Source organism: Stutzerimonas degradans (assembly GCF_024448505.1).
In the GTDB taxonomy this organism is placed as follows: domain Bacteria; phylum Pseudomonadota; class Gammaproteobacteria; order Pseudomonadales; family Pseudomonadaceae; genus Stutzerimonas; species Stutzerimonas degradans.
Window position 1 is genome coordinate 1 of the sequence record NZ_JAMOHV010000027.1, and the last position, 1,304, is coordinate 1,304.

Below are 1,304 nucleotides of genomic sequence, written 5' to 3' on the forward strand. Positions count from 1 at the left end.
ACCTGTGCAGCATCAAGACCTTTGCCGAAATGAGCGGCGTATCGGTTGAGGAGGCCATCAACTGGGCCGACTCCGGCGCCATCCCGAGCCTGAAGCTGGCCGACTTCCGCATGGTCAATCTGGCCCGCCTGCGGGATGACCTGCTCAAGGGCAAAACCGAGTTTCAAGCGGGGGATTACAGCCATGTCTAGCCAACGCCTCGCACTCGATACGCAAACCGCGCTGACCTATGTCGGCCAAACCGTTCTAGTTGAGCTGCGCTGGGATGAAGAGCCGGAATCCTTCTGGCAGTGCATGCACATCCTGGGTGTTGTGCTGCCGATGGAAGGGGTCTGCGATCTGGCTTATTTCATGGGACTGAACGTCTCCAGCCAGCTCGACCACCCGAACGAAGTCTACTTCTCCGATATCTGCACCATCAGGGTGATGCGGCACCGCGACCGGCGTGGTTCCGGCAACGTACTGGACCGCGTCGCCCTTCCTAACTCTGCAAGGTCAAGGGCCGCGCTCCCGGCTCGTCGGAACGGCCACGTTCCGTCGAACGGAAGCACGGGCGCAGCGCACCCTTGACCCTGCACGACCATGAACAGCCTATCGCTGGGAGTGTGGGGTAGCTTCTCTACCCCACGCTCCCGAGCCCTCGGCGGCAAGAGCGGGATGACAAGGGCGGCGCCCTTGGTGTTCTTCGCCCTCGCGCGCCGCGCCTATCACTGCCTTCCGCACCTGCTTCTCGGGCTGGCCTGCCTTGCGCTGTGCATCGCACTGGCCGGCACGCCGCCGCCCGACCGCCCGTACCTCCCGCCATTCACCCTGGAACAACCCTGCCCGGACGATCCGACCGAAGCGTTTTCCGACGCGGTAACGGCATGGCCAGCCAAAAGCGCGCGCACGCCTGCACAGCTCTACGCGGAGCGTAGCGGGCGCGTGGCCTGTGCCGGCGTGCGCGCGCCCCCGCTGACGTCCCTGTAACACGTCAGATAAACGAAGGTTGAGAACCGCATTAATCAGCATTAGGAAGTGAAACCAAATGGCCAAACCAAAAGATTTTCTTCGTCTCGATATGCTCGCCCGTGAAGATCGCAACGGACGTTTGTTCGTCGATCCGGGCACGGCGGCAATCGTCGATCTGTCCAAGGTCCGTTTGCTGCGTTGCGGCGTCGATACGGTCCGCCAGCTTTACCGCGGGCTGATCCGTCCCGAGATCATGGCGCTGTTTGAGAAGCCGGGCGCGATGGTCGAGTTCGCCGGGGAGATCTGGCACTCGGGGCGAGTGGGCCGGGACTCGGGCTACCAGTACAAGCTGC

At 62.9% G+C, this 1,304-nt stretch carries 3 protein-coding genes and 1 pseudogene; all 4 read left to right on the forward strand.

Translation table 11 applies throughout. From position 1 onward, the window contains the following. Positions 1-2 precede the first annotated feature (2 nt). Positions 3-191: a hypothetical protein gene (locus tag NAV27_RS19100; protein ID WP_256055320.1), complete on the forward strand. Its 189-nt coding sequence runs from the start codon at positions 3-5 to the stop codon at positions 189-191. Beyond that, positions 184-570, forward strand: coding sequence for a hypothetical protein (locus tag NAV27_RS19105; protein ID WP_102829660.1), 387 nt, complete (start codon positions 184-186; stop codon positions 568-570). The genes NAV27_RS19100 and NAV27_RS19105 overlap by 8 nt, the downstream gene beginning before the upstream one ends. 108 nt (positions 571-678) lie before the next feature. After that, complete coding sequence (locus NAV27_RS19110) at positions 679-969, forward strand: hypothetical protein (protein ID WP_232249196.1); 291 nt, start codon at positions 679-681, stop codon at positions 967-969. A 58-nt stretch (positions 970-1,027) separates the two neighbouring features. Continuing rightward, positions 1,028-1,304 (forward strand): annotated as a pseudogene (locus NAV27_RS19115) (hypothetical protein); the annotation flags it as partial.